The sequence below is a fragment of the Citrobacter sp. KH_055_1 genome (assembly GCF_057838705.1).
Genome location: NZ_CM174473.1, coordinates 1,428,246 through 1,449,347, shown reverse-complemented (window position 1 = coordinate 1,449,347; position 21,102 = coordinate 1,428,246). Strand labels below are relative to the sequence as shown.

Annotated in this window: 21 protein-coding genes; 8 read left to right on the top strand and 13 right to left on the bottom strand. The window is 54.1% G+C overall.

Features of this window, described 5'->3' with window-relative positions; genetic code table 11:
* Nucleotides 1-46: 46 nt before the first annotated feature.
* From AC3ITF_RS06715 to AC3ITF_RS06705, 3 genes are all read right to left on the bottom strand, one after another.
* Complete coding sequence (locus AC3ITF_RS06715) at nt 47-1,303, bottom strand: nucleoside permease (protein ID WP_115257840.1); 1,257 nt, start codon at nt 1,301-1,303, stop codon at nt 47-49.
* A 59-nt stretch (nt 1,304-1,362) separates the two neighbouring features.
* Nucleotides 1,363-2,196: a xanthosine phosphorylase gene (gene xapA / locus AC3ITF_RS06710; RefSeq protein ID WP_096756261.1), complete on the bottom strand. Its 834-nt coding sequence runs from the start codon at nt 2,194-2,196 to the stop codon at nt 1,363-1,365.
* A 180-nt stretch (nt 2,197-2,376) separates the two neighbouring features.
* A complete protein-coding gene (locus AC3ITF_RS06705; RefSeq protein WP_135911650.1) occupies nt 2,377-3,303 on the bottom strand; it encodes a LysR family transcriptional regulator in 927 nt (308 codons plus the stop codon).
* An 89-nt stretch (nt 3,304-3,392) separates the two neighbouring features.
* Between AC3ITF_RS06705 and AC3ITF_RS06700 the strand changes: the two genes are divergently transcribed.
* Nucleotides 3,393-4,391, top strand: coding sequence for a bile acid:sodium symporter family protein (locus tag AC3ITF_RS06700; protein ID WP_489176252.1), 999 nt, complete (start codon nt 3,393-3,395; stop codon nt 4,389-4,391).
* Here the strand turns inward: AC3ITF_RS06700 and AC3ITF_RS06695 are convergent.
* The 3 genes from AC3ITF_RS06695 to zipA form a co-directional block, all read right to left on the bottom strand.
* Complete coding sequence (locus AC3ITF_RS06695; RefSeq protein WP_045445890.1) at nt 4,388-4,606, bottom strand: DUF3820 family protein; 219 nt, start codon at nt 4,604-4,606, stop codon at nt 4,388-4,390. The two genes, AC3ITF_RS06700 and AC3ITF_RS06695, sit on opposite strands and share 4 nt — an antisense overlap.
* A 1-nt stretch (nt 4,607) precedes the next feature.
* Nucleotides 4,608-6,623 carry an NAD-dependent DNA ligase LigA gene (gene ligA / locus AC3ITF_RS06690; protein ID WP_115257836.1) on the bottom strand — a complete coding sequence of 672 codons (2,016 nt, stop codon included), beginning with the start codon at nt 6,621-6,623 and terminating at the stop codon, nt 4,608-4,610.
* Nucleotides 6,624-6,694: 71 nt separating this feature from the next.
* On the bottom strand, nt 6,695-7,684 hold the full coding sequence (gene zipA / locus AC3ITF_RS06685) for a cell division protein ZipA (RefSeq protein WP_181506735.1): 990 nt from the start codon (nt 7,682-7,684) through the stop codon (nt 6,695-6,697).
* 230 nt (nt 7,685-7,914) lie between these two features.
* Between zipA and cysZ the strand changes: the two genes are divergently transcribed.
* The 5 genes from cysZ (at nt 7,915) to crr (ending at nt 12,775) form a co-directional block, all read left to right on the top strand.
* On the top strand, nt 7,915-8,676 hold the full coding sequence (cysZ, locus tag AC3ITF_RS06680) for a sulfate transporter CysZ (RefSeq protein ID WP_096756256.1): 762 nt from the start codon (nt 7,915-7,917) through the stop codon (nt 8,674-8,676).
* 163 nt (nt 8,677-8,839) lie between these two features.
* Complete coding sequence (gene cysK, locus AC3ITF_RS06675; RefSeq protein ID WP_115257833.1) at nt 8,840-9,811, top strand: cysteine synthase A; 972 nt, start codon at nt 8,840-8,842, stop codon at nt 9,809-9,811.
* A 383-nt stretch (nt 9,812-10,194) separates the two neighbouring features.
* On the top strand, nt 10,195-10,452 hold the full coding sequence (gene ptsH, locus AC3ITF_RS06670; RefSeq protein WP_002913505.1) for a phosphocarrier protein Hpr: 258 nt from the start codon (nt 10,195-10,197) through the stop codon (nt 10,450-10,452).
* 45 nt (nt 10,453-10,497) lie between these two features.
* Nucleotides 10,498-12,225 (top strand): phosphoenolpyruvate-protein phosphotransferase PtsI, encoded by a 1,728-nt coding sequence (gene ptsI, locus AC3ITF_RS06665; RefSeq protein WP_096756254.1) that lies wholly within the window; start codon nt 10,498-10,500, stop codon nt 12,223-12,225.
* Between the two features lie 40 nt (nt 12,226-12,265).
* Nucleotides 12,266-12,775, top strand: a complete 510-nt coding sequence (crr, locus tag AC3ITF_RS06660; RefSeq protein ID WP_049841435.1) for a PTS glucose transporter subunit IIA — start codon at nt 12,266-12,268, stop codon at nt 12,773-12,775.
* A gap of 138 nt (nt 12,776-12,913) precedes the next feature.
* Here crr and AC3ITF_RS06655 read toward each other — a convergent pair whose 3' ends face one another.
* Together AC3ITF_RS06655 and pdxK are read right to left on the bottom strand one after the other, a co-directional pair.
* On the bottom strand, nt 12,914-13,153 hold the full coding sequence (locus AC3ITF_RS06655; protein WP_096756253.1) for a cytoplasmic protein: 240 nt from the start codon (nt 13,151-13,153) through the stop codon (nt 12,914-12,916).
* Complete coding sequence (gene pdxK, locus AC3ITF_RS06650) at nt 13,150-14,016, bottom strand: pyridoxine/pyridoxal/pyridoxamine kinase (protein WP_489176251.1); 867 nt, start codon at nt 14,014-14,016, stop codon at nt 13,150-13,152. The genes AC3ITF_RS06655 and pdxK overlap by 4 nt, the downstream gene beginning before the upstream one ends.
* Before the next feature lie 82 nt (nt 14,017-14,098).
* Between pdxK and ptsJ the strand changes: the two genes are divergently transcribed.
* Together ptsJ and AC3ITF_RS06640 are read left to right on the top strand one after the other, a co-directional pair.
* Nucleotides 14,099-15,391: a MocR-like B6 salvage transcription factor PtsJ gene (ptsJ, locus tag AC3ITF_RS06645; RefSeq protein ID WP_489176250.1), complete on the top strand. Its 1,293-nt coding sequence runs from the start codon at nt 14,099-14,101 to the stop codon at nt 15,389-15,391.
* A 13-nt stretch (nt 15,392-15,404) separates the two neighbouring features.
* Nucleotides 15,405-16,121, top strand: coding sequence for a type 1 glutamine amidotransferase (locus AC3ITF_RS06640; RefSeq protein WP_115257829.1), 717 nt, complete (start codon nt 15,405-15,407; stop codon nt 16,119-16,121).
* Between the two features lie 91 nt (nt 16,122-16,212).
* On the opposite strand, the gene cysM is transcribed toward AC3ITF_RS06640, so the two are convergent.
* The 5 genes from cysM to cysP all read right to left on the bottom strand — a co-directional run bounded on the left by cysM (nt 16,213) and on the right by cysP (nt 21,052).
* Nucleotides 16,213-17,124 carry a cysteine synthase CysM gene (gene cysM, locus AC3ITF_RS06635; protein ID WP_115257828.1) on the bottom strand — a complete coding sequence of 304 codons (912 nt, stop codon included), beginning with the start codon at nt 17,122-17,124 and terminating at the stop codon, nt 16,213-16,215.
* A gap of 118 nt (nt 17,125-17,242) precedes the next feature.
* Nucleotides 17,243-18,340: a sulfate/thiosulfate ABC transporter ATP-binding protein CysA gene (gene cysA / locus AC3ITF_RS06630; protein WP_137399772.1), complete on the bottom strand. Its 1,098-nt coding sequence runs from the start codon at nt 18,338-18,340 to the stop codon at nt 17,243-17,245.
* Complete coding sequence (gene cysW, locus AC3ITF_RS06625) at nt 18,330-19,205, bottom strand: sulfate/thiosulfate ABC transporter permease CysW (protein WP_115257826.1); 876 nt, start codon at nt 19,203-19,205, stop codon at nt 18,330-18,332. Before cysW ends, cysA begins: the two co-directional genes overlap by 11 nt.
* On the bottom strand, nt 19,205-20,038 hold the full coding sequence (gene cysT / locus AC3ITF_RS06620; RefSeq protein WP_096756246.1) for a sulfate/thiosulfate ABC transporter permease CysT: 834 nt from the start codon (nt 20,036-20,038) through the stop codon (nt 19,205-19,207). Before cysT ends, cysW begins: the two co-directional genes overlap by 1 nt.
* Nucleotides 20,039-21,052: a thiosulfate/sulfate ABC transporter substrate-binding protein CysP gene (gene cysP / locus AC3ITF_RS06615; RefSeq protein WP_115257825.1), complete on the bottom strand. Its 1,014-nt coding sequence runs from the start codon at nt 21,050-21,052 to the stop codon at nt 20,039-20,041.
* Nucleotides 21,053-21,102 lie beyond the last annotated feature (50 nt).

Genomic DNA, 21,102 nt, shown 5'->3' with positions numbered 1-21,102 from the left:
ACAGAACATAAAACGGCGGGCAGCATTAGCCCGCCGCAGGTAAGGATTAATGTGCCAGCGATTTCTGCACGGACCTTTCCGGCTCATGCTTGTATTTGAAGAACAGCGCAAAAATGACGGCCAACGCCAGCGCATAAGCCGCAAACACCAACCAGATGGTTTGCCAGTCCTTCACGCCATCGACGGAGAAATAGTCCACCGCCATGCCGCTCAGGATTGAACCCACCCACGCCCCGACGCCGTTCACCATGGTCATAAACAGCCCCTGTGCGCTGGCGCGAATGTTGGAGCTGACTTCCTGCTCGACGAACACCGATCCGGATATGTTGAAGAAATCAAACGCGCAGCCGTAAACGATCATCGACATCAGTAACAGCACAAAGCCAAACGGTGACGGATCGCCAAACGCAAAGAAACCAAAACGCAGCGTCCACGCCAGCATGCTCATCAGCATCACCGTTTTAATCCCAAAGCGTTTGAGGAAGAACGGAATGGTGAGAATGAAGCCCACTTCCGCCATCTGCGACACCGACAGCAAAATAGAGGGGTATTTCACGACAAAGCTGCCAGCAAATTCAGGGTTACGGGCAAAATCATGCAGGAACGGATTACCAAAGACGTTGGTGATTTGCAGTACCGCCCCCAGCATCATGGCAAAGAGAAAGAATATCGCCATACGCGGATTTTTAAACAGCACAAACGCATCCAGTCCCAGCTTACCGGCAAGCGTCGTTGCCACTTTCTTCTCAGCAACCGGAATTTTCGGTAAGGTAAACGCGTACATCGCCAGCAGTAATGAGGCGCCGGAGGCGATATACAGCTGGGCGCTGCTCAGTTCCAGTCCCATCAGGCTTACCGTCCACATAGCCACAATAAAGCCAATCGTGCCAAACACGCGAATCGGCGGGAAAGCCGTGACCGGATCCTGGCCGGATTGCGCCAGGCAGGAGTATGAGACGCTGTTCGACAACGCAATCGTCGGCATATAAGCCATGGCGTTAATCAGCATCACCCAGAACATGGTATCTGCATCGGTCACGGTGGTGGCATACAGCAGCACACCCGCGCACACCAGGTGACACAGCATGTAGGCGCGTTCGGCGCGCAACCATTTATCAGCGATGATCCCCATGATGCCAGGCATAATAATCGCCGCCAGCCCTTTCGAGCTATAAACCATACCCACGTTGGCACCGGTAAAATGCAGGGTGTTGATCATGTAAGAACCCAGGGTCACCAACCAACTTCCCCAGATGAAATATTGCAAAAACGACATGAGCTTTAAGCGTGAGGCGATACCCATTTTTCCGTTCCTTGCCAAAAAAGTAAGACCCCGCAAGCGGGGTCAGTTATCGTTTTTATTCAGGCCAGCTTGCGCAAAAAGCCGCAGATCAAATTGATGAAGTTCTGTCGGGAGAGTTCCGCCGCCGCTAACGTTTGGGCATGGGATAACTTCACATCTCCCAGCCCTTCTGCCAGGTTGGTGATGGCAGAAACCGCAACCACCTTCAATTCACAGTGACGTGCAGCGATAACTTCAGGGACCACCGACATACCAACCACATCACCGCCAATAATCTGCATCATGCGAATTTCTGCCGCCGTCTCAAAGTTCGGTCCCGGATAGGAGACAAATACGCCTTCGCTCAGCGGGAATCCCTCTTCTTTCGCTACGGTTTGCAGGATCGCACGGTAGTCTGCATCGTAGGCGTTCGCCAGCGAGAAGAAACGCTCGCCAAAACGCTCATCGTTGAGTCCAACCATTGGCGTGCCTGGCATGGTATTAATGTGATCGCTGAGCGCGACCAGGCTGCCCGGACCGACTTCAGGACGTAAAGAACCCGCCGCGTTGGTGCAAAATAGCAGTTCGCAGCCCAGCAGTTTAAGGGTACGAATAGCATCGGTCATCACCGTCATACCGCGACCTTCGTAAAAGTGCCCACGCCCTTTCATGCAGGCCACAGGAACGCCAGCCAGATTCCCCAGCACCAGTTCCCCCGCATGTCCATGTACGGTGCTGACCGGGAACCCTGGCAGCTTCTCGTAAGAGATCGCCACCGCATCCTCGATTTGCTCGGCCAACGCGCCCAGCCCGGAGCCGAGAATAAACGCCACGCGTGGCGTGAAGTCAGGTTTATAACCACGAATGATATCGGCGCTATACCAGGGATTCTGAGAGAAAAGAGTGTGGCTCATGAGATGTCCTTAAAACTGAGTAATCGAAAATAACGTAGCGTACCCCGATGTTATAACGAGACTACGCAATCGATTACCAATACAGTTTTTCCCGTCGTTCGATAGTAAATCGGTATTGATGAGTTGCGCTAAACCCGCCCAACTTCACATTATTCTCCTGCCGGAAATGGCATGGAGGGCTTATAACTGATACAGCGGATCCCGCGCACGACCGGCAGTTAATTCACTGGCCTGTGTGCGCACGACGTCCCACAATGCCTGAGCGGCGGTCGATAAAGAGCGATTTTTACGTCGAGCCAGCATCAGCTGTCGTTCAACCACCGGCGTCAGACGTTTGACCTGCAAATGGCTGCCCTGCGGCAGGGGGAGCGCCAGCGCGGGCAGTACGCTGATACCAATCCCCGCTTCGACCATCGGAAAGAGCGTTGCCGGGTGGCCTATCTCCTGCACAATGTTGGCATCAATGGAGAAATGGGCCAGTGCCGCATCAATCAGCGGTCGGCTACCAGAGGCGTAATCCTGCAACACCAGACGTTCGTGCAGGAGATCCTGCCAATTAACCCACTCCCGCTCGGCTAAAGGATGATCCTCCCGACACAGCAGCAGGAAGGGTTCCGACAGCACCGCTTCACACTGCAGGTCCGTTGCCGCACCCGGATCGATAACAATGCCGAAATCCACTTCCCCCTGACGAATACTTTCCAGTACCCACTGCTGCGGCCTGTCATGCAGGACAAAATCGATCGCGGGATAAAGCACATTACTCTGGGCAATACACTGGGGAATAAGATGGGCAGAGATGGTCTGGCTGGCCGCAACACGAACTGTACCGGTAAGCTGCGTGCCAACCTGTCCGGCTTCGCGCAGCGTGCTGTGCAGCTCATCCAGGATACGCTCAAGGCGTGCTGCCAGCTGTTGTCCGGCGTCGGTAAGCACCACCTCTCGCGTGGTCCTGTCCAACAGGCGCACGCCCGTCTGCCCTTCCAGCTCTTTTACGCTGTGGCTCACCGCCGACTGGCTTAAGCCGATGATGTCCCCCGCCCGACTAAAGCTTTTAGCCCGAGCGACGGTGACAAAAATACGCAATTGACGCAGAGAGTAATTCATCGATTTAATTCATATATGGATGCAATAAATCAATTTTATTTCTCAAACAGAAAAACGCAAACTAGTACGACCGAATTCCAGGAGCTTTTATGAAACTTTTTCGTATCCTCGATCCGTTCACGTTGACGCTGATTACCGTTGTGTTACTGGCTTCTTTTTTACCCGCCGAGGGTGGATTTGTCCCTTTCTTTGAAGGGTTAACCACCGCAGCGATTGCCCTGCTGTTCTTTATGCATGGGGCCAAACTCTCACGAGAAGCCATTATTGCCGGCGGTAGCCACTGGCGGTTGCATCTGTGGGTGATGTGCAGCACCTTTGTCGTCTTCCCGGTGCTGGGCGTGCTGTTTGCCTGGTGGGCACCGGTTAACGTCGATCCGATGCTGTACACGGGTTTCCTGTATCTGTGCATTTTGCCTGCCACGGTGCAGTCGGCGATTGCCTTTACCTCGCTGGCCGGTGGTAACGTGGCCGCCGCCGTGTGCTCTGCCTCCGCCTCCAGCCTGTTGGGTATTTTTCTCTCACCGTTGTTGGTCGGTCTGGTGATGAATATGCATGGCGCAGAAGGCAGCCTTGAGCAGGTGGGTAAAATTATGCTGCAACTGCTGCTGCCGTTCGTGCTGGGGCATCTTTCACGCCCGTGGATTGGTAACTGGGTGTCACAACATAAAAAATGGATCGCTAAAACGGACCAGTCTTCGATTCTGCTGGTGGTTTATTCTGCCTTCAGCGAAGCCGTGGTGAATGGGATCTGGCACAAAGTCGGGGTAGGTTCACTGTTGTTTATCGTGGTAGTCAGCGTCGTACTGCTGGCTATTGTGATCGGGATAAATGTCTTTGTGGCGCGTAAATGCGGTTTCAATAAGGCCGATGAAATCACCATTGTATTCTGCGGGTCGAAAAAGAGCCTGGCGAACGGGATCCCCATGGCAAACATTCTGTTCCCGACGTCGGTGATCGGCATGATGGTGCTGCCGTTGATGATATTCCATCAAATCCAGCTGATGGTCTGCGCAGTGCTGGCTCGTCGCTATAAGCGACAAACTGACGCCTTGCAGGCGCAGCAGGAAGGCCGCGCCGCAAAGGCTTAAAGCGGACGTTTTAGGGGCTGTACCAGCTGCGTCAGCCCCTCAGTTTTAATCAGCAACGTAATTTGCATCAGCTCGCCCAGTTTGCCCGGTGGAAATTCATCCTTACGGGCAAACCACAGCAGATACTCTTCCGGCACATCAATCAACCGACGCCCTTTGTATTTGCCAAAGGGCATGACGGTATTAGCGATGTCAATCAGTTGCTCTTTTTCCATCTCAGGCGCCCAGTAAGCGGATCATCTCCGCTTCATCAATCACAGCGATACCCAGCTCCTGTGCTTTGGCAAGCTTGGAGCCTGCGGCTTCACCGGCAATCACCAGATCGGTTTTCTTCGACACGCTGCCCGCCACTTTCGCCCCCAGTTCGGTCAACCGGGCTTTGGCGTCATCGCGCGACATCTGGCTCAGGCTTCCCGTCAGTACCACCGTTTTCCCGGCAAACGGGCTGTCGATCTCTTCGGCGTTGATGACCACCGGCGCAGGCCAGTGAATGCCCTGTGCCAGTAGCTGGCCAATGACCTCACGGTTGCTCTCTTCGGCAAAGAAGTTAAACACGTGAGTGGCCACCACAATGCCAACGTCAGGGACTTTTTGTAGCTCCTCAATAGACGCCGCTTCCAGCGCATCCAACGTACCGAAATAGCTTGCCAGACCTGCGGCAGTGGCTTCGCCCACTTCACGGATACCCAACGCATAGAGAAAGCGGGCAAACGTGGTTTGTTTGGCTTTTTCCAGCGCATTGACCACGTTTTGTGCCGACTTCGGCCCCATGCGATCCAGCCCCGTCAACTTACCGGCCGTTAACTGGAACAGATCGGCTGGCGTATGGACATACTCTTTCTCGACCAGCTGATCGATAATCTTATCGCCCATGCCGTCCACATCCAGCGCCCGACGCGAAACAAAATGCTTGAGGGATTCTTTACGCTGTGCACCGCAAATGAGACCACCGGTGCAGCGTGTAACGACTTCACCTTCCACACGCTCAACGTCAGAACCACACACCGGGCAATGGGTTGGGAAGACGATTTCACGCGTCTCTTCGGGGCGCTCGGAAAGCACCACGTTCACCACCTGCGGGATCACATCACCCGCGCGGCGAATCACCACCTTGTCACCAATGCGTAAACCCAGACGATCGATTTCATCGGCGTTGTGCAGCGTGGCGTTACTGACCAGCACCCCCGCTACCTGTACCGGTTCAAGGCGAGCGACGGGCGTAATCGCCCCGGTACGTCCGACCTGAAACTCAACGTCGCGCACAAAGGTCATCTGTTCCTGCGCCGGGAACTTAAACGCCACCGCCCAGCGCGGCGCACGGGCCACAAAGCCCAGTTGCTCCTGCAGCGCCAGCGAGTTGACCTTAATCACCACGCCGTCAATGTCGAAGCCGAGCGTTGGTCGGTCTGCTTCAACCTGATGATAGTAAGCAAGTACTTCCTCCGGAGAGTCGCACAACGTGACTCTGTCGCTGACCGGAAGTCCCCACGCTTTGAATTGCAGCAAACGGCCCAAATGGGTATCCGGCAGTTCACCCCCTTCCAGCACGCCGACGCCATAGCAGAAGAAGGTCAGCGGTCGCTTCGCCGTGATACGCGGATCGAGCTGGCGTAATGAACCGGCTGCCGCGTTACGTGGGTTAGCAAACACTTTATTGCCAGTACGACGCGCGTCTTCATTGATTTTTTCAAAACCCGCCTGCGGCAAAAAAACTTCGCCACGTACTTCCAGACGCGTTGGAATATTGTCGCCGCGCAGCTTGAGCGGGATCGCGCGAATGGTACGCACATTCGAGGTAATGTCTTCACCGGTCGTGCCATCACCGCGCGTTGCCGCGCTGACCAGCACGCCGTTTTCATACAGAATGCTTACCGCCAGACCGTCCAGCTTCAGTTCACAGCACCAGGTCAGCTTATCCGTACTCTTCAGTCGGTCCTGTACGCGTTTATTGAACGCGAGAAAACTCTCTTCATCAAATACGTTGTCCAGCGACAACATCGGCACTTCATGACGTATCTGACTGAAGGACGCCAGCGGAGCCGCACCGACGCGTTGCGTCGGCGAGTCGGGCGTAATCAGATCCGGGTGCTGAGCTTCCAGTTCACGCAGTTCGCGCATCAGGCGATCATATTCCGCATCGGGAATGTCCGGTGCGTCCATCACATGGTAAAGATACTCATGATGGCGAAGCGTGGTTCGCAGTTCTGTCAGTTGTTGTTCGATTGATTCCATATCGCACCATCAATGATAAAAAACCCCCGACAGGCGGGGGTTCAGAAAGGAGATGTCACGCCAGAGGGCAATCAGGCGTGAGATTCTATAACGTCGCGGATGCGGTCCTGATACTCGCGCAGTTTCTGCGGCGTCATCATGCGACGTTGATCGTCGAGCACCACACCACCCACTTCATCGGCGATGTGCTGCGCTGACTGCAGCATCAGCTTAAAGTTTTGCAGCTCATCCCCGTAGGACGGCACCTGCATAAAGATAGTCACGCCAGGCGTAGTGAAATCGCCGGTCATCTCAGGGTCAAACGTCCCCGGATTCACCATATTGGCCAGACTGAACAGTGACGGGCCGCTGCCATCGGGGCTCAGATGACGATGGAAAATATTCATATCGCCAAATTTAAAGCCTGCCTGCTGAATGCTGTTGAGCAGCACTTCACCATTGAGTTCGCTGCCATGATGTGCCGCCACGTTCATAATAATGACCGTTTCTTTAGGCTGCGGTTTTTCCACAACGGGCGCTGGCTCAACGACCGGCTCTGGCTGCGGTTGCTCAACGACAGGCTCGGCTGGCTGGAAGGCCTGCGGTGCAGGCTGTGGCGCATGCTGCACCGGCTGCTGAACTTGCGGCGCGACCGGCTGGTGCTGCATCGGCTGCTGTGGTACAGGCTGATTCGACACCGGTTGTACAGGCTGCTGCACAGGCTGAACATGCGGCGGCGGTACCGGCGCTTGAGCGGGCTGCTGCGCGGGTTGACGCGGCTGAGCAGACGCATAAGGCGGCTGGTACTGGTGTTGCGGCGACTGAGGAGGAACACCATGTTCCTGACCGCTGCCGGGAGCATGATTCACACGATGTACGCGGACTTCGCCCACGCCTTCGTCTTCCTCGACGTTATCGTCGATAGAATCCTCGTCATCACGTTTAGACTTCATGCGTTTCAGTGGGCGATCGCGGAATATAGAAGACCGTTCTTTACGGCTAGTCCAGAAACCATGTACCAGTAAAGCGATTATGGCGATCGCGCCAACAATGATTAATATCAGACGCAAATCCTGCATCATTATATTCTCTGTTGTTCTAACACCTTGCCACCACGGCAAACATTTACTCACTAAGAGTATTTGCCGATTACGTCTAGTGCAAGTGTACTCTTGGCTTTCACAGCATAAAGATGAATAAAATCGTGCTTTTTGCTGTTTTTTCGAACATTTCTGAACAGCCTAACGCTCAACAACCCGGTAATATACGCGAAGTTGACCTGGACTTAGACCACAAGGAGCATGTCCCGACTATGGTTTCATCATCTGCAAGTGTACCACGCAGCGGTTTTTATTATTTTTCTCAGGGATGGAAGCTCATCAGCCAACCGGGGATCCGTCGCTTTGTTCTCCTGCCGTTGCTGGTGAACATTTTGCTGATGGGGGGCGCGTTCTGGTGGTTATTTAGCCAACTGGATAGCTGGATACCCGCTCTAATGAGTCATGTTCCGGACTGGCTACAGTGGCTCAGTTATTTGCTGTGGCCCATTGTGACATTCTCCGTGCTGCTGGTATTTGGCTATTTTTTCTCCACGCTTGCCAACTGGATCGCGGCACCGTTTAACGGCTTACTGGCTGAACAACTGGAAGCGCGACTGACCGGCGCAACGCCACCCGACACCGGCGTGCTCGGTATTATGAAAGATGTTCCGCGTATTATGAAACGTGAATGGCAAAAGCTGGCCTGGTACCTTCCGCGCGCTGTCGTACTGCTGCTGCTCTATTTTATCCCCGGCATTGGACAGACCGTTGCGCCAGTACTGTGGTTCCTGTTTAGCGCGTGGATGCTGGCTATCCAATATTGTGATTACCCGTTTGATAACCACAAAGTGCCGTTCAAAGAGATGCGTACCGCCCTGCGCGCGCGCAAAGTCACCAATATGCAGTTTGGCGCGCTGACCAGCCTGTTCACCCTGATCCCTGTGCTCAACATGTTTATCATGCCGGTTGCCGTTTGCGGTGCCACCGCGATGTGGGTAGATTGCTATCGTGCTAAGCACGCGTTATGGAAGTAATGCAAAAATGTGTAAATGCGGGCCGTCTTATGCCCGCTCTTATTCCATACTGCAAGGCATTATTTCTCATCAGCATATAGATATGCGATTTCCTTACTTCCCCATACTTTCTCAACAGGTATGCTGATGCGGTATCCCAATTTCATACAGTTAAGGACAGGCCATGAGTAAGATTTTTGAAGACAACTCGCTGACTATCGGTCATACGCCGCTGGTTCGACTGAACCGTATCGGTAACGGACGCATTCTGGCGAAGGTAGAATCACGCAACCCGAGCTTTAGCGTCAAATGCCGTATCGGTGCCAATATGATTTGGGATGCCGAAAAACGTGGTGTGCTGAAACCGGGTATTGAACTGGTTGAACCGACCAGCGGTAACACCGGTATTGCCCTGGCCTACGTTGCTGCCGCGCGTGGTTACAAGCTGACCCTGACGATGCCGGAAACGATGAGCATTGAGCGTCGTAAGCTGCTGAAAGCGCTGGGTGCAAATCTGGTTCTGACTGAAGGCGCAAAAGGCATGAAGGGCGCGATTCAGAAAGCAGAAGAAATTGTTGCCAGCAATCCGGAAAAATTCCTGCTGCTTCAGCAATTCAGTAACCCGGCTAACCCGGAAATTCACGAAAAAACCACCGGCCCGGAAATCTGGGAAGACACCGATGGTCAGGTGGATGTGTTTATCTCCGGCGTTGGCACCGGCGGTACGCTGACCGGCGTTTCCCGTTATATCAAAGGAACCAAAGGCAAAGCGGATTTGATCACCGTTGCCGTAGAACCGACAGATTCTCCGGTCATCGCTCAGGCGTTGGCGGGTGAAGAACTCAAGCCTGGCCCACATAAAATTCAGGGCATTGGCGCTGGTTTCATTCCGGGCAACCTCGATCTGAAACTGATTGATAAAGTGGTCGCCATCACTAACGACGAGGCTATCTCTACCGCGCGTCGCTTGATGGAAGAAGAAGGTATTCTGGCAGGTATCTCTTCAGGAGCCGCGGTTGCTGCCGCGCTTAAACTCCAGGAAGATGAAACCTTTACCAATAAGAATATAGTGGTTATTCTACCGTCATCGGGTGAGCGTTATCTGAGCACTGCACTGTTTGCCGATCTCTTTACTGAGAAAGAACTGCAACAGTAATGCCAGCATGTTAAAAACGCGTAAAAAAGCACCCTTTTGGGTGCTTTTTTGTGGCCTGCTTCAAAGTTTCACCCCACCTGGCATTGATTCAACCCGCCGGAACTGGTATTTAACCAAACTAATTATTTTGATGCGCGAAATTAATCGTTACAGGAAAAGCGCGAGCTGAATCGATTTAATGATTTGGTTCAATTCTTCCTTTCGCGGCATAATGTTTAATGACGAAAGAAACGTCAGTGGCAAGAAGTTGCCCGCAACGGATTGCACCGAACTCCTTTTGTGTCGCGACCTGTTTAGGTCGACGCTAACAATACAGGCTAAAGTTGAGCCGCCAGGCTAGACTTTAGTTCCACAACACTAAACCTATAAGTTGGGGAAATATAATGTTCCAGCAAGAAGTTACCATTACCGCTCCGAACGGTCTGCATACTCGCCCTGCTGCTCAGTTCGTTAAAGAAGCAAAAGGCTTTACGTCTGAAATTACTGTGACTTCCAACGGCAAAAGCGCTAGCGCCAAAAGCCTGTTTAAACTGCAGACTCTGGGCCTGACTCAGGGCACCGTTGTTACCCTTTCCGCAGAAGGCGAAGACGAGCAGAAAGCAGTTGAGCATCTGGTTAAACTGATGGCTGAACTCGAGTAAGTTCAACGAGTTCTTTTCAATATCAGTCACAAGTAAGGTAGGGTTATGATTTCAGGCATTTTAGCATCCCCGGGTATCGCTTTCGGCAAAGCACTGCTGCTGAAAGAAGACGAAATCGTCATTGACCGGAAAAAAATTTCTGCCGACAAGGTTGATCAGGAAGTTGAACGTTTTCTGAGCGGTCGTGCCAAGGCATCTGCGCAACTGGAAGCGATCAAAACCAAAGCTGGTGAAACGTTCGGTGAAGAAAAAGAAGCCATCTTTGAAGGGCATATCATGCTGCTCGAAGATGAGGAGCTGGAGCAGGAAATCATAGCCCTGATTAAAGATAAGCACATGACGGCTGACGCAGCTGCGCATGAAATTATCGAAGGTCAGGCCACCGCTCTGGAAGAGCTGGATGATGAATACCTGAAAGAACGTGCGGCTGACGTACGTGACATCGGTAAACGCCTGCTGCGTAACATCCTGGGTCTGGCAATTATTGACCTGAGCGCTATTCAGGACGAAGTTATCCTGGTTGCCGCCGATCTGACACCGTCAGAAACCGCACAGCTGAACCTGAATAAGGTGCTGGGTTTCATCACTGACGCGGGTGGACGTACTTCCCATACCTCAATCATGGCGCGTTCTCTGGAACTGCCTGCCATCGTGGGTACCGGCAGCGTCACCTCTCAGGTGAAAAACGACGACTATCTGATTCTGGATGCCGTAAACAATCTGGTTTACGTCAATCCAACCAACGACGTTATTGAGCAACTGCGTGCCGTTCAGGAGCAAGTTGCTACCGAGAAAGCGGAACTCGCTAAGCTGAAAGATCTGCCAGCTATCACGCTGGACGGTCATCAGGTTGAAGTGTGCGCCAACATCGGTACCGTGCGTGACGTTGAAGGCGCTGAGCGTAATGGCGCTGAAGGCGTGGGTCTGTATCGTACCGAATTCCTGTTTATGGACCGTGACTCGCTGCCAACTGAAGAAGAACAGTTTGCTGCGTATAAAGCCGTTGCTGAAGCCTGTGGCTCGCAGGCGGTCATCGTGCGTACCATGGACATTGGCGGCGATAAAGAGCTGCCGTACATGAACTTCCCGAAAGAAGAGAACCCATTCCTGGGCTGGCGTGCTATTCGTATCGCGCTGGATCGTAAAGAAATCCTGCGTGACCAGGTTCGCGCCATCCTGCGTGCCTCTGCTTTCGGCAAACTGCGCATCATGTTCCCGATGATCATCTCTGTTGAAGAAGTACGCGCACTGCGCAAAGAGATCGAAATCTACAAACAGGAACTGCGTGACGAAGGCAAAGCATTTGACGAAACCATTGAGATTGGCGTGATGGTGGAAACACCGGCTGCGGCAACCATTGCACGTCATTTAGCCAAAGAAGTTGACTTCTTTAGTATCGGCACCAATGATTTAACGCAGTACACCCTGGCAGTTGACCGTGGTAATGATATGATTTCCCACCTTTACCAACCGATGTCGCCATCTGTTCTGACGCTGATCAAGCAAGTTATTGATGCTTCTCATGCTGAAGGCAAATGGACCGGCATGTGTGGTGAGCTTGCAGGCGACGAACGTGCTACACTTCTGTTGCTGGGGATGGGTCTGGACGAATTCTCTATGAGCGCCATTTCTATCCCGCGCATTAAGAAGATTATCCGTAACACGAACTTCGAAGATGCGAAGGTGTTAGCAGAGCAGGCTCTTGCTCAACCGACAACGGACGAGTTAATGACGCTGGTTAACAAGTTCATTGAAGAAAAAACAATCTGCTAATCCACGAGATGCGGCCCAATTTACTGCTTAGGAGAAGATCATGGGTTTGTTCGATAAACTGAAATCTCTGGTTTCTGATGATAAGAAAGACACCGGAACTATTGAGATTATAGCTCCGCTCTCTGGCGAGATCGTCAACATCGAAGACGTGCCGGATGTAGTTTTTGCTGAAAAAATCGTTGGTGATGGCATCGCTATCAAACCAACCGGTAACAAAATGGTTGCCCCTGTAGACGGCACCATCGGCAAAATCTTTGAAACCAACCATGCGTTCTCTATCGAATCTGATAGCGGCATTGAGCTGTTCGTTCACTTCGGTATTGATACCGTTGAACTGAAAGGCGAAGGCTTCAAGCGTATTGCTGAAGAAGGTCAACGCGTTAAAGTGGGCGACCCGGTTATTGAATTCGATCTGGCACTGCTGGAAGAAAAAGCCAAGTCTACCCTGACGCCGGTTGTTATCTCCAACATGGACGAAATCAAAGAACTGATCAAACTGTCCGGTAGCGTGACCGTGGGCGAAACCCCGGTTATCCGCATCAAGAAGTAATTCTGCGTAGGCCGGATGAGGCGTTTACGCTGCCATCCGGCAATCAGGCAGCACTTTACCGGATGGCGCTGCGCTTATCCGGCCTACAAAGAAACTCTCACCGTAGGCCGGATAAGACGTTCACGCCACCATCCGGCATTAAATCTGCGAGGTCATCGGGCGGTAACACGCTTCTCGCATCAAAATTTTCATCCCTTCAGGCCCGCTTTCCAGCATCCGTCTTTCTGAATCCGCCACCAGCAGTTCACAGTCATATCCGCCGGCAATACCAAACATCGCGCGCGCCACGCAGATATCTTCCAGCGCCTCGGTGCCGCTGGTATCGAAATGCCCCACTAAACGTCCATGCTGGCGAACCACCAACCGATAACTCTTCATCGCGCCTCCCCTGCCGGTGGCAGAATTAATTCATCACACCCGCACAGGTGGGTCCAGGTCATCACTTCCAGCACGCGCTGCGCAGCATCATATGTGGCGGCGGTAAGCGCTTTTCCTGCAACGATACCGCTTATCAGTTCAGCGCAAAACAGATCGCCGGTTCCCTTGAGGTCCGTTTTCACCCGCGGGTGGGCTAACACCTCAACCGTTTCAGCCGTCACCACCGCCACGTTGATCACCTCCTCGACATCAGCTGGTGCACTGGTGATTACCACCCATTTCAGCGCGTCGGTGAGCAGAGATTTTGCCGCCAAAATCGCCTCATCGAGCGTGCGACACGGTTTTCCACTCAGCATTTGCAGTTCAAACACGTTCGGCGTCACGCCCTGCGCCAGCGGGAGCAGGTGCGTGCGGTACGCCTCCGGAATCTCGGCCTTCACGTACATCCCGCTGTCGATATCACCCATCACCGGATCGACCAGAATACACAGCTCTGGATGCGCGGCGCGAACGGTTTCCAGCCACCGTGCGAGCAGCGCTATCTGCTCTGCGCTTCCCATATAGCCGGTCGTTACCGCCTTGAGTTCACGTAAGGCATCGCGCTCATGTAAAGCAGTGAGATAACCATTAAACCAGTCGCCGGGGATAATCCCGCCATAAAAGGTTTCATAATGTGGGGTGTTACTGAACAGCACCGTCGGTACCGCCGTCACCCGTAACCCATGCGCTTTAATGGCCGGCACGGCAATACTGTTGCCTACGCTGCCATACACCACCTGTGACTGGACGGCGACGATATCGGTTTGTAACGCCCGATGCTTGTCATCGAAGAGCACTGACTGTATTTCCCTCTCCTGCTCCATAAACCTCTCCTCTCGCTGGACAGCGGGCTGATGCCTCACTATTATCGTCATATGCTAAAATTCATTTTGTCATAGGTCAATAATGATCGACGGAAAAACCGCTAACGAAATTTTTGACAGTATTCGTCAACATATCACTACAGGCGCACTTGTCGCAGGAGACACGCTGCCGCCGGTCAGGGATCTGGCAACGGTATTAAACGTTAATCGCAATACTGTCGCAGCGGCCTATAAACGCCTGGTCACTACCGGACTAGCACTTAGCCAGGGACGTAACGGCACGGTAATCAAGGGCGTATCCTCGCCCGTTGCGCTGGAAGGGGGGAATCCGGATACACCGCTAACCGACCTTTCCGGCGGCAATCCTGTGCCTTCACGCCTCCCCGACCTGAGTCACTATTTCGCGAAAATAAATAAACACCCCCGCTTGTATGGCGACGAGGTTGTCTCCCCTGGGCTTAAGACGTGGGCGACGCAATGGATGCAGGATGTCCTGCCCGGCCCAGGTGAAATTGATATTACCAGCGGCGCCATTGATGCCATCGAACGGCTACTGTGCGCCCATTTGCTGCCGGGTGATAGCGTCGCCGTCGAAGATCCCTGCTTTTTAAGCAGCATCAATATGCTGCGTTATGCCGGGTACTCAACAAGCCCGGTCAGCGTGGACAGCGAAGGCATGCAGCCAGACATGCTGGAGCTGGCGCTACAGAAAGGAGCGCGGGCGGTGATCATCACCCCGCGCGCGCACAATCCAACCGGCTGTAGCCTCAGTGCTATCCGCGCCGCCCGGTTGCAGGATATCCTGTCACGCTACCCGCAAACGCTGGTGATTATCGACGATCACTTTGCCCTGCTTTCCGCATCCCCGTTGTATCCGGTGATTGCGCCGCAGACAAAACACTGGGCAGTCATCCGTTCGATGTCAAAAACATTAGGCCCGGATCTACGCCTCGCCATCGTTGCCAGCGATCCCGATACCTCGGCAAAACTGCGTCTGCGGCTTAACGCCGGCAGTCAGTGGGTCAGCCACCTGTTGCAGGATTTGGCCTGCGCCTGTCTGAGTGATGAGAACTATCAGCGCACGTTGGTGCAGACTCAGCAGTTTTACGCCTCTCAGCAACAAAAGCTAAGCCAGGCCCTTCAGCAACAGGGCATTGAACTTGCCGCTGGCGATGGTCTGAATCTGTGGCTGCCGCTACAGACCCACAGCCAGTCGCTCGCTTTCGCGCTGGCGAAAGCCGGCTGGCTGGTACGAGAAGGCGAAGTATTTGGCATCAATGCGCCGTCACACGGCCTGCGCATTACGCTGTCAACATTAGACGACCACGACATTACCAGGCTGGCGGCTGATATTCATCAGGCGCTGAAGCGCTAACCGGAGAGAATACATGCGAGTTCATTTTGTTATTCATGAGTCATTTGAATCTGCTGGCGCATATCTGCCATGGGCCGAAGAACGCGGTTACGCCATCAGCTGGTCGCGCGTTTACGCCGGAGAGTCCGTTCCCGCCAGTGCCGACGGTTTCGATATGTTGGTGGTCTTCGGTGGCCCGCAATCACCGCGTACCACGCTGGCAGAGTGCCCATATTTTGATGCTCAGGCTGAACAGCACCTGATCAACCAGGCGATTGCGGCGCGTAAGATTGTGGTCGGTATTTGTCTCGGTTCGCAGCTGATCGGTGAGGCTCTGGGGGCGAGAGTGTGTCAAAGCCCGGAAAAAGAGATTGGTCATTACCCCATTACGTTGACCGACGCAGGTAAAACGCATCCGCTGATCGCCCACTTCGGTTCACCGCTGATGGTCGGGCACTGGCATAACGATATGCCGGGGTTAACCGATCAGGCTACGGTTCTTGCCACCAGCGAGGGTTGCCCACGACAAATTGTGCAGTACGGTAATTTTGTCTATGGTTTCCAGTGCCATATGGAGTTCACTGCCGAAGCGGTTGAAGGGCTGATCCAGCACTCAGAGCAGGAACTGGCGGATGCCAAAGGTAAACCGTTTATTCGATCCGTTACAGAAATGCGTGAATGGAACTACCAGCAGATGAACGAGAAACTGTGGCAGTTCCTTGATCTGCTGGTAGAAAAACGTAACGATTGAACATTGCAGGCCGGATAACACGCTTTACGTCATCATCCGGCGATCGTGTCGTATGTTTGCCTGATGGCGCTACGCTTATCAGGCAAACAACTTAGATCCCTAATCCCTGGTTGAAATGCTCTTCACCGAACACGCCGGTCGAGAGATAGCGATCGCCGCGATCGCAAACGATCGCCACCACAACCGCACCAGGGTTTTGCTCTGCTATACGGCGCGCACCGGCTACCGCGCCGCCGGAACTCACGCCACAAAAAATACCCTCGCGAACCGCCAGCTCACGCATGGTTTTCTCAGCGTCGTCCTGATGAATATCCAGTACTTCATCCACCAGCGAGGCGTTAAAAATCCCCGGCATATATTCCGCGGGCCAGCGACGTATCCCCGGAATACTGCTGCCCTCTTCCGGTTGTAATCCGACGATGGTCACGGGTTTATCCTGCTCGCGTAGAAAACGTGACACGCCGGTAATGGTGCCGGTGGTGCCCATACTGGAAACGAAATGAGTGATACGGCCTGAGGTTTGCTGCCAGATCTCCGGCCCGGTGGTGGTGTAATGCGCATACGGATTATCAGGGTTGTTAAACTGATCGAGTAGCGTGCCCTCACCGCGCTGAGCCATCTCCAGGGCTAAGTCGCGCGCCCCTTCCATGCCCTGCTCTTTGCTAACCAGAATCAGCTCAGCACCGTAGGCGCGCATCGCGGCACGACGCTCCTGACTCATGTTGTCCGGCATCAACAGCTTCATACGATAGCCTTTCAGCGCAGCAATCATCGCCAGCGCGATCCCGGTATTGCCGCTGGTCGCCTCGATCAGCACATCACCAGGCTTAATTTCTCCACGTTTTTCCGCTTCGACAATCATTGACAGCGCGGCGCGATCTTTCACCGACCCTGCCGGGTTATTGCCTTCCAGCTTGACCCAAATTTCACTGCCGTTATCCGGCGCCAGACGTTGCAGTTTTACCAGAGGCGTATTGCCAATTGTTTGTTCTAATGTGTTCACGTTTTCTGCTCAATAAAATGCCGGGTGGCGCTGCGCTTACCCGGCCTACAGTTCATGATTTAGCCCGTAGGCCCGGTAAGCATAGCGCCACCGGGCGATAACAATGCGAATTAACCTATCAGGCGGATTGTGCCAGAGCAAGTTCGGTTTCACGCGTTTCAATCCGCTGTTCACCGTTATACAGACGCGCATTTTGCAGTCCCACAAACAGACGTTCACCGCGGCTTGGGGGGTTATCGCCCTGCATCACCACCGTCAGCGGCTCGTTATACCACCCCAGTGGCTGGACAACTAATTGGGTGTAGTGACCTTTCGGACTGGCTTCCAGCACCTGTACCGGCAGCGGCGAATCGAGGCTGGTACGGCGGCTCACATCGACTTCCCACGGACGCAGGAACAAATCGACCGGTCCCTGATACGCGGGCGTATATCCCAGCGGCCAGCGATGCGCGCCAACGTGGAACTGCCCACCGCGTACGGTGCCCTGTAGGCGGTTTACTTCGCCCATAAACTCCAGCACAAAGCGGGTGGCCGGTTCACGCCATACCTGATCCGGCGCATCGGCCTGCTCGATATGACCCTGACTCATCACCACCACGCGATCCGCCACTTCCGTCGCTTCTTCCTGATCGTGGGTAACGAACACGCTGGTGAATTTCAGTTCTTCATGCAACTGACGCAGCCAACGACGCAATTCTTTACGCACCTGGGCATCAAGCGCGCCAAATGGTTCGTCGAGCAGCAGGATCTGCGGCTCTACCGCCAGCGCACGCGCCAGCGCCACGCGCTGCTTTTGACCGCCGGAAAGCTGCGCCGGGAAGCGTTCTGCCAGATGGGCCAACTGTACCATTTCCAACAGTTTGGTGACTTTTACTTTGATCGCCGCCGCATTCGGACGCTCGCGACGCGGCAGGACCGTCAGACCAAAGGCGATATTGTCGAAGACGGTCATATGCCGGAACAGCGCGTAGTGCTGGAATACAAACCCCACCTTACGCTCGCGGGCGTGCAGACGACTGACGTCCGTACCGTGAAAGCGAATATGCCCGCTGGACTGATGCTCCAGCCCGGCAATAATGCGCAGCAGCGTAGTTTTGCCTGAGCCGGACGGCCCCAGCAGCGCGACCATCTGACCTGAAGGAATATCCAGTGAGATATCATTCAGCACCTGGGTGCGACCAAAAGACTTCTTAATATTGGCAATCTCAATGCTCATGATTTTCCTCCTGCTGCGCGCGTTTTTCCTGGTTCTCCAGACGCCATTGCAACATGCTCTTCAAAAACAGGGTAACAATCGCCATCAGCGTTAATAACGCCGCAGCGGTAAAGGAGCCGACGGTGTTGTAGTCCTGCTCCAGTAATTCAATCTGCAAAGGCAGCGACAGGGTTTCGCCGCGAATAGAGCCGGACACCACCGATACCGCGCCAAACTCGCCAATCGCGCGGGCGTTGGTCAGCACCACGCCGTACAGCAGCGCCCAGCGAATGTTTGGCAAGGTCACGCGGCGGAACATCTGCCAGCCGGATGCGCCAAGTAGAATAGCCGCCTCGTCCTCATTGCTGCCCTGGCTCAACATCACCGGTACCAGCTCACGCACCACAAACGGACAGGTGACGAAGACCGTGACCAGCACCATTCCCGGCCAGGCGAACATCACCTGCAGGTTGTGCTCATCCAGCCAGCCGCCGAGCGGGCCGTTGGAACCATAAAACAGCAGATAGACCAGACCGGCGACCACTGGCGACACGGCAAACGGGATATCCAGCAACGTCAGCAGCAACTGGCGACCGGGGAAGTTAAAGCGCGTGACCAGCCACGCCAGCAGCACGCCAAACACCAGGTTCACCGGTACCGCGATCAGCGCAATCAGCACCGTTAGCCAAATGGCGTGCAGCATGTCCGGGTCGGCCAGGTTCTGTAATACCGGCATTAATCCCTTGCTGAACGCCTGCACGAAGATATAAATCATCGGCACCAGCAAAATGAACGCGGAGACCAGCATACCGGTGCCGATCAGAAACCATTTCCCCCAGTTGATGCGGGGCGCGCCATAGCGTTTCAATTGGGTAATCTCTGCCATCAGTGACCTACCACGCGTCGACCAAAGCGACTCTGCAGGGTGTTAATCGAAAACAGCAGCAACAGCGATGCCCCGAGGATCACCGACGCAATCGCGCTGGCGGCGGGATAGTCAAACTCCTGCAAGCGGACAAAAATCATCAGCGAAGTGACTTCCGTTTTCCAGGCGATGTTCCCGGCGATGAAGATAACCGCACCAAATTCCCCCAGGCTGCGGGTGAACGAAAGTGCGATCCCGGCAACCAGCGCCGGAGATAATTCCGGCAGCACCACTTTACGAAAGCTCTGCAAGCGCGTGGCGCCGAGCGTTTCCGCAGCTTCTTCATACTCCGGGCCTAACTCTTCCAGCACCGGCTGTACGGTACGCACTACGAACGGAATGCTGGTAAACGCCATGGCGACCGCAATACCGAGCCAGGTGTAGGTTACTTTAATATCCAGTTTCGCCAGCCACTCGCCGTAAAAACCGTTAACCGAAAACAGCGAGGCCAGCGTCAGGCCCGCCACTGCCGTAGGCAGCGCAAACGGCAGGTCCATTAACGCATCCAGCAGCGTGCGACCTGGAAAGCGATAGCGGGTTAAGATCCACGCCATCAGCAGGCCGAACACGCCGTTAAAGATCGAGGCCACAAACGCGGACAGCAGCGTTACCTTATAGGCTGCCACCACCTGCGGATTGGTAATCACTTCCCAGTATTGCGCCCAGCTCATTTGCGCCAGTTGCATCACCAGCGCACTGAGCGGCAGCAGCAATATCAGGCAGACAAACAGTAAGCTGGTGCCCAGGCTTAAGGTAAAGCCGGGCAGCACGCGTCGGGAGGAAACAGCAAACATTTACTTACGCCCCGCCGCCAACAGTTTGTCCAGCTCACCGCCGCTGACAAAGTGCGTTTTCATCACCTCAGGCCATGCGCCAAACTGATCTTCCACGCGGAACAACTCGGTCTGCGGGAATTTATCTTTCAGCTTGTCCATCACCTGCGGGTTATTCACACGGTAGTAGTAATCCGTGATGATGGTCTGCGCCTGCGGGCTGTACAGCCAGTTCAGGTAGGCTTTCGCCGCTTTCTCAGTGCCATTGGCCTGCACGTTTTTATCGACCCACGCCACCGGGAACTCGGCGAGGATATTGGTCTTAGGAATAACGACCTCGAAACCCTGCGCTTCATACTGCTTACGAATGTTGTTCACTTCTGATTCGAAGCTGATCAGCACGTCGCCCAGCCCACGTTCCGCAAAGGTGGTGGTGGCACCGCGACCGCCGGTATCAAAGACTTCAACATTTTTCAGGAACTGGGTCATGAACTGTTCGGTTTTAGCTTTATCGCCGCCGTCCGCTTTTGCCGCCGCACCCCACGCCGCCAGATAGGTATAGCGCGCGTTACCGGAGGTTTTCGGGTTTGGGAAGATCAGTTTGACGTCAGAACGCACCAGGTCATTCCAGTCATGGATGTTTTTCGGGTTCCCTTTGCGCACCAGGAAGCCCATTGTGGAATAGAACGGCGAGCTGTTATTTGGCAGACGGCTTTGCCAGTCGGCCGGAATCAGCTTTCCTTTGTCATGCAGAATCTGCACGTCAGTGACCTGGTTATAGGTGACGACGTCGGCTTTCAGCCCCTGCAGAATCGCCAGCGCCTGTTTTGATGACCCGGCATGAGATTGTTTAATCGTCAGCTTGTCACCGCCGTTATCCTGCGCCCATTGCTGTTCAAACGACGGGTTAAGGGCGGCAAACAGCTCACGAGACACATCATAGGAACTGTTCAGCAGTTCCGTTGCCTGCGCCTGACCGACCAGCAGCAGCGCCGCCAGCGTCAGAGTTCTTTTTTTCAGTAAGTTAACGGCCATTGCGCACCCTTATAAATTTAATGACTTTCTTATGGCCATCATATTTATAA

Excerpts from the sequence above, each read along its gene's own strand:
- ptsI (WP_096756254.1), top strand. The coding sequence starts at position 10,498 with ATGATTTCAGGCATTTTAGCATCCCCGGGTATCGCTTTCGGCAAAGCA.
- crr (WP_049841435.1), top strand. The coding sequence starts at position 12,266 with ATGGGTTTGTTCGATAAACTGAAATCTCTGGTTTCTGATGATAAGAAA.
- zipA (WP_181506735.1), bottom strand. The coding sequence starts at position 7,684 with ATGATGCAGGATTTGCGTCTGATATTAATCATTGTTGGCGCGATCGCC.
- AC3ITF_RS06700 (WP_489176252.1), top strand. The coding sequence starts at position 3,393 with ATGAAACTTTTTCGTATCCTCGATCCGTTCACGTTGACGCTGATTACC.
- cysW (WP_115257826.1), bottom strand. The coding sequence starts at position 19,205 with ATGGCAGAGATTACCCAATTGAAACGCTATGGCGCGCCCCGCATCAAC.
- pdxK (WP_489176251.1), bottom strand. The coding sequence starts at position 14,016 with ATGGAGCAGGAGAGGGAAATACAGTCAGTGCTCTTCGATGACAAGCAT.
- AC3ITF_RS06655 (WP_096756253.1), bottom strand. The coding sequence starts at position 13,153 with ATGAAGAGTTATCGGTTGGTGGTTCGCCAGCATGGACGTTTAGTGGGG.
- cysP (WP_115257825.1), bottom strand. The coding sequence starts at position 21,052 with ATGGCCGTTAACTTACTGAAAAAAAGAACTCTGACGCTGGCGGCGCTG.
- AC3ITF_RS06705 (WP_135911650.1), bottom strand. The coding sequence starts at position 3,303 with ATGAATTACTCTCTGCGTCAATTGCGTATTTTTGTCACCGTCGCTCGG.
- cysK (WP_115257833.1), top strand. The coding sequence starts at position 8,840 with ATGAGTAAGATTTTTGAAGACAACTCGCTGACTATCGGTCATACGCCG.
- ptsH (WP_002913505.1), top strand. The coding sequence starts at position 10,195 with ATGTTCCAGCAAGAAGTTACCATTACCGCTCCGAACGGTCTGCATACT.
- AC3ITF_RS06715 (WP_115257840.1), bottom strand. The coding sequence starts at position 1,303 with ATGGGTATCGCCTCACGCTTAAAGCTCATGTCGTTTTTGCAATATTTC.
- AC3ITF_RS06640 (WP_115257829.1), top strand. The coding sequence starts at position 15,405 with ATGCGAGTTCATTTTGTTATTCATGAGTCATTTGAATCTGCTGGCGCA.
- AC3ITF_RS06695 (WP_045445890.1), bottom strand. The coding sequence starts at position 4,606 with ATGGAAAAAGAGCAACTGATTGACATCGCTAATACCGTCATGCCCTTT.
- cysT (WP_096756246.1), bottom strand. The coding sequence starts at position 20,038 with ATGTTTGCTGTTTCCTCCCGACGCGTGCTGCCCGGCTTTACCTTAAGC.
- ligA (WP_115257836.1), bottom strand. The coding sequence starts at position 6,623 with ATGGAATCAATCGAACAACAACTGACAGAACTGCGAACCACGCTTCGC.
- xapA (WP_096756261.1), bottom strand. The coding sequence starts at position 2,196 with ATGAGCCACACTCTTTTCTCTCAGAATCCCTGGTATAGCGCCGATATC.
- ptsJ (WP_489176250.1), top strand. The coding sequence starts at position 14,099 with ATGATCGACGGAAAAACCGCTAACGAAATTTTTGACAGTATTCGTCAA.
- cysZ (WP_096756256.1), top strand. The coding sequence starts at position 7,915 with ATGGTTTCATCATCTGCAAGTGTACCACGCAGCGGTTTTTATTATTTT.
- cysA (WP_137399772.1), bottom strand. The coding sequence starts at position 18,340 with ATGAGCATTGAGATTGCCAATATTAAGAAGTCTTTTGGTCGCACCCAG.